Below are 3,809 nucleotides of genomic sequence, written 5' to 3' on the forward strand. Positions count from 1 at the left end.
TCCGGCTCTGGTGTCGCCAAGACCGATCCTTGTAGTTGGCGAGTGGGTTGCCTTAAATATTGCCAACCCACTAGCTGGAGACAGTGGCAATGGCAATAGTCATCTGAACACTCAGCTCAGAAATAAACAGGGGAGGCTGCTTGTGCTGCCTTCCACCGGATCGAGGAAGAAGGGGGATCGTTACGTGGCGCAATTTCAAATTGAATGTGTCGAGTCTAACATCGAGAAAAATCGCGGTCAATACAGCAAATTTGTCCTAGAGCCACTGGAACGGGGGCAAGGAACGACAGTTGGCAACGCATTGCGACGAGTACTGCTATCTAACCTGCCGGGGACAGCAGTTACTGCCGTCCGCATTGCCGGAGTCAATCACGAATTTGCCACGATTCCAGGAGTGCGGGAGGATGTGCTGGAGATCCTGCTCAACATGAAAGAAATAGTTTTCAAAAGCCATGACTCCCAACCGCAGATAGGCCGATTAGTAGCCACCGGAGCGGGTACGGTAACGGCGTCACAATTCGATTTGCCTTCTCAGGTGGAAGTAGTCGATCCAAGTCAGTACGTAGCCACATTGGCAGCAGGGGCTAAGCTGGAAATGGAATTCCGCCTGGAAACAGGTAAGGGTTATAGATCGGTCGATCGCGGGCACGATGAAGCAGCTGCTTTAGACTTTCTCCAGATTGACGCCATTTTTATGCCGGTTCGCAAAGTCAACTACAGCGTAGAAGAAATTCGCGGTGATGGTGCGGCAGAAAAAGACCGACTGCTCATGGAAATCTGGACGAATGGCAGTATTTCACCCCAAGAAGCACTATCGCAAGCAGCGGGTATCCTAGTGGATTTGTTCAACCCGCTGACAAACATGAATCTGCAACCCATAGACACAGATAAATCAGACGACGAAGACCCCACCAGCCAGATTCCGATCGAGGAATTGCAACTATCGGTGCGGGCTTATAACTGTCTGAAGCGGGCTCAGATTAACTCAGTAGCCGACTTGTTGGATTACACGCAAGAAGACTTACTGGAAATCAAAAACTTCGGTCAGAAGTCTGCGGAAGAAGTAATCGAAGCTTTACAGCGACGATTGGGAATCACATTGCCAGCAGAAAAGTCTGCCAAATCAAACGGATGATTTCATCTAATAATTGAGTGTTGCGTTAATTCAGGTACAAAGGAAGTGTTATGCGTCACGGACGTCGTGTTCCTCAACTCGGCAAGCCAGCCGACCAGCGTCGGGCTCTCCTCAGAGCTCTGACAACTCAATTATTGCGTCACGGTCGGATTCAGACCACTAAAGCAAGGGCAAAAGCAGTTCGTTCGGAAGCAGACAGGATAATTACCTTGGCCAAAGATGGCACTCTGGCAGCTCGTCGTCAAGCAATCGGCTATCTTTACGATAAACAGTTGGTTCACGCGCTGTTTGAACAGGTAGGCGAACGCTACGGCAACCGTCAGGGCGGATATACCCGCATCCTCCGCACCGTCAGACGCCGAGGGGATAATGCGGAAATGGCAATTATCGAACTGGTCTGATTGATGAGGATTTTAGATTTTGAGATCGATGACACATCCTCAATCGCAAATCGAAAATCTAAAATCGTCGCAGCGAGTTGCCCTGGTGATTCAATACTTGGGCACTCATTTTCATGGATGGCAACGACAGCCCAAACACCGATCGGTACAGGAAGAAATTGAAAAAGTTCTTTCTGAAATTATGAATAGATCGGTAACGCTGTACGGTGCGGGAAGAACCGATTCTGGGGTTCACGCAGCTGCCCAAGTGGCTCATTTTGAAGCTACGGGTACTATCCCACCAGAAAAGTGGGCGACAATTCTCAATACTCAGCTGCCAAAGGATATATTGATTCTGGCTTCGGCTGAGGTAAGCCCTACTTGGCACGCCCGCTTTTCCGCTAGCTATCGCCGCTATCGTTATACTATCTACACCGATCGCCAACCCAACTTGTTCGTGCGTCCCTTTGCTTGGCATTATTATTATGCGCCGCTGGACGAACGAGCAATGCAAGCAGCCCTCAACCCTTTAATTGGCAAGCACGATTTGGCTGCTTTTCACCGCTCTAATTCCGGTCGGGCTCATTCCTGGGTAGAAGTGCAGGAAGCACAAACATATCGCGAAGGGCCATTCGTTTACATGGAGGTGCAAGCGAATGGATTTTTGTACGGTATGGTAAGGCTGCTGGTGGGATTGCTGGTGCAAGTGGGTCGAGGCGAAAGATCGCTCGATAACTTCACCAATCTTTGGGTTAACCAACTTCGTAACGAAGTAAAGTACGCCGCACCAGCTCATGGGTTGTGTCTGTTGCGCGTAGGTTATCCAGAATTCCCCTTTCCTCCAGAAATCTGGTTCGATAAACAACCCAAATTTTTATTCAGTCAATAGTCATCAGTCTCGGTCATTAGCAGAAAAACTACCGACAAATGACAAATGACAACTCACAACTGACAACCCACAAATAAACTATGGAAAAAACCTATCTACCTCCTCAAAATACCTCAGAGCGCCAGTGGTACGTGGTAGATGCCGCCAATCAGCGCTTGGGAAGACTCGCCAGCGAAATTGCGATAGTTCTGAGAGGAAAAAACAAACCCCACTACACACCTCATCTGGATACAGGTGATTTTGTGATTGTAGTTAACGCCGAGAAGGTCACGGTCACCGGCAAAAAACGCACTCAGAAAGTGTACCGCCGCAATTCCGGCAGACCGGGTGGGATGAAGACGGAAAATTTTGCCCAACTGCAAGCCCGTTTGCCAGAAAGGATTATCGAACACGCTGTACGCGGGATGCTGCCCAAAAATTCTCTAGGCAGAAGCTTGTTTACTAAGCTAAAAGTGTACACTGGCCCCGACCATCCTCACCAAGCACAAAAACCTCAAGAGTTGAAAGTTAACACTATTCCAGGAGAAGATTAATGCAAGCAACTGAAACTAGCGATCGCGTTATGTACTGGGGCACCGGTCGTCGCAAATCTGCTGTAGCTAGAGTGCGCCTCGTTCCCGGTAACGGTCAAATACTAATCAATCAAAAAGCTGGAGATCTTTACCTCCAGTTCAATACAGGTTTCCTTTCCGCCGTTAAAGCTCCCTTAGAAACGCTGGGATTGGAAAATGAATACGATATCCTGGTCAACGCCCACGGTGGCGGAGTGGCGGGACAAGCTGATGCGATTCGTTTGGGAGTAGCTAGAGCTCTGTGTCAATTAGACCCAGATAACCGCAAGCCCCTGAAAACTGAAGGTTATCTCACCCGCGACCCACGGGCGAAAGAACGCAAGAAATACGGTTTGCATAAAGCTCGCAAAGCACCTCAGTACTCCAAGCGTTAAAATAGTGGAGTTATTGCCGATCGAAAAATTTCAAATTTTAAATTGCAGATGGCAAATTTAGATAAATCTGAAATTTAAAATTTGAAATCTGCAATGGCGATCGCAACTCACTGTTGACTAATTCCCCAATTAGCAAAATATCTCAAGGAAATAGGAAATATGCCAAAACCCGATATTCATCCCAAGTGGTATCCCGATGCCAAAGTCTACTGTAACGGTCAAGTAGTTATGACCGTCGGTTCGACAAAGCCAGAACTTCACGTTGATGTCTGGTCTGGTAACCATCCCTTTTTCACAGGCACTCAAAAAATCATCGACACCGAAGGTCGGGTGGAACGCTTCTTGCGTAAATACGGTATGTTGGAAGGTGGCGAGAGCCAAGCCAAACCAGCTCCTGGCGGCAAAAATAAAAAGTAGCAGGATAGTCAATTGTCTGTAGTTTGTTGTTTGTAGTTTTTT

At 48.0% G+C, this 3,809-nt stretch carries 6 protein-coding genes; all 6 read left to right on the top strand.

Going from position 1 to position 3,809, the window contains the following annotated elements:
• Positions 1–184 precede the first annotated feature (184 nt).
• The 6 genes from H6S82_RS22715 (at position 185) to rpmE (ending at position 3,767) form a co-directional block, all read left to right on the top strand.
• Positions 185–1,135: a DNA-directed RNA polymerase subunit alpha gene (locus H6S82_RS22715; RefSeq protein ID WP_190460856.1), complete on the top strand. Its 951-nt coding sequence runs from the start codon at positions 185–187 to the stop codon at positions 1,133–1,135.
• A gap of 50 nt (positions 1,136–1,185) precedes the next feature.
• Positions 1,186–1,536: a 50S ribosomal protein L17 gene (gene rplQ / locus H6S82_RS22720; RefSeq protein WP_190460853.1), complete on the top strand. Its 351-nt coding sequence runs from the start codon at positions 1,186–1,188 to the stop codon at positions 1,534–1,536.
• Between the two features lie 28 nt (positions 1,537–1,564).
• Complete coding sequence (gene truA / locus H6S82_RS22725) at positions 1,565–2,404, top strand: tRNA pseudouridine(38-40) synthase TruA (RefSeq protein ID WP_190461139.1); 840 nt, start codon at positions 1,565–1,567, stop codon at positions 2,402–2,404.
• Between the two features lie 80 nt (positions 2,405–2,484).
• On the top strand, positions 2,485–2,937 hold the full coding sequence (gene rplM / locus H6S82_RS22730; protein ID WP_190460852.1) for a 50S ribosomal protein L13: 453 nt from the start codon (positions 2,485–2,487) through the stop codon (positions 2,935–2,937).
• The gene (gene rpsI / locus H6S82_RS22735; RefSeq protein ID WP_190460848.1) at positions 2,937–3,350 is read left to right on the top strand and encodes a 30S ribosomal protein S9; all 414 of its coding nucleotides are present in this window, start codon (positions 2,937–2,939) and stop codon (positions 3,348–3,350) included. Before rplM ends, rpsI begins: the two co-directional genes overlap by 1 nt.
• A 159-nt stretch (positions 3,351–3,509) precedes the next feature.
• On the top strand, positions 3,510–3,767 hold the full coding sequence (rpmE, locus tag H6S82_RS22740; RefSeq protein WP_190460846.1) for a 50S ribosomal protein L31: 258 nt from the start codon (positions 3,510–3,512) through the stop codon (positions 3,765–3,767).
• Positions 3,768–3,809: the final 42 nt, after the last annotated feature.

The sequence above is a fragment of the Planktothrix sp. FACHB-1355 genome (assembly GCF_014748295.1).
Lineage (GTDB): Bacteria > Cyanobacteriota > Cyanobacteriia > Cyanobacteriales > Aerosakkonemataceae > Aerosakkonema > Aerosakkonema funiforme_A.

Bases quoted from the DNA above. Each gene is read 5' to 3' on its own strand.
- rpmE (WP_190460846.1), top strand. From the start codon at position 3,510: ATGCCAAAACCCGATATTCATCCCAAGTGGTATCCCGATGCCAAAGTC.
- rplM (WP_190460852.1), top strand. From the start codon at position 2,485: ATGGAAAAAACCTATCTACCTCCTCAAAATACCTCAGAGCGCCAGTGG.
- truA (WP_190461139.1), top strand. From the start codon at position 1,565: ATGACACATCCTCAATCGCAAATCGAAAATCTAAAATCGTCGCAGCGA.
- rpsI (WP_190460848.1), top strand. From the start codon at position 2,937: ATGCAAGCAACTGAAACTAGCGATCGCGTTATGTACTGGGGCACCGGT.
- rplQ (WP_190460853.1), top strand. From the start codon at position 1,186: ATGCGTCACGGACGTCGTGTTCCTCAACTCGGCAAGCCAGCCGACCAG.